The organism is Vibrio sp. 10N.222.46.A1 (assembly GCF_041473595.1).
In the GTDB taxonomy this organism is placed as follows: Bacteria; Pseudomonadota; Gammaproteobacteria; order Enterobacterales; family Vibrionaceae; genus Vibrio; species Vibrio tasmaniensis_A.
Window position 1 is genome coordinate 1 of record NZ_JBFRSN010001862.1, and the last position, 242, is coordinate 242.

At 44.6% G+C, this 242-nt stretch carries 1 pseudogene; it reads left to right on the forward strand.

Annotation, left to right across the window (positions count from 1 at the left end):
* Window positions 1-242, forward strand: a pseudogene (locus AB4496_RS29650) (23S rRNA pseudouridylate synthase); the annotation flags it as partial.

Genomic DNA, 242 nt, shown 5'->3' on the forward strand with positions numbered 1-242 from the left:
GAATCAACACAGTGGCAAAAATGACACTGGCAGTTCACACAAAAAACCGCACTCCAGCAAACACCGATATAAAGGCAAACCTACCAACGCAAAGCCTAAGGTAGCGCCCGAAGATCGCAAAGTGATTCTATTCAACAAACCTTTTGATACTCTCAGCCAGTTCACTGATGGCGAAGGTAGAAAAACGCTAGCGGATTTTATTCCCGTAAAAGATGTTTATGCTGCTGGTCGCTTAGATCGAG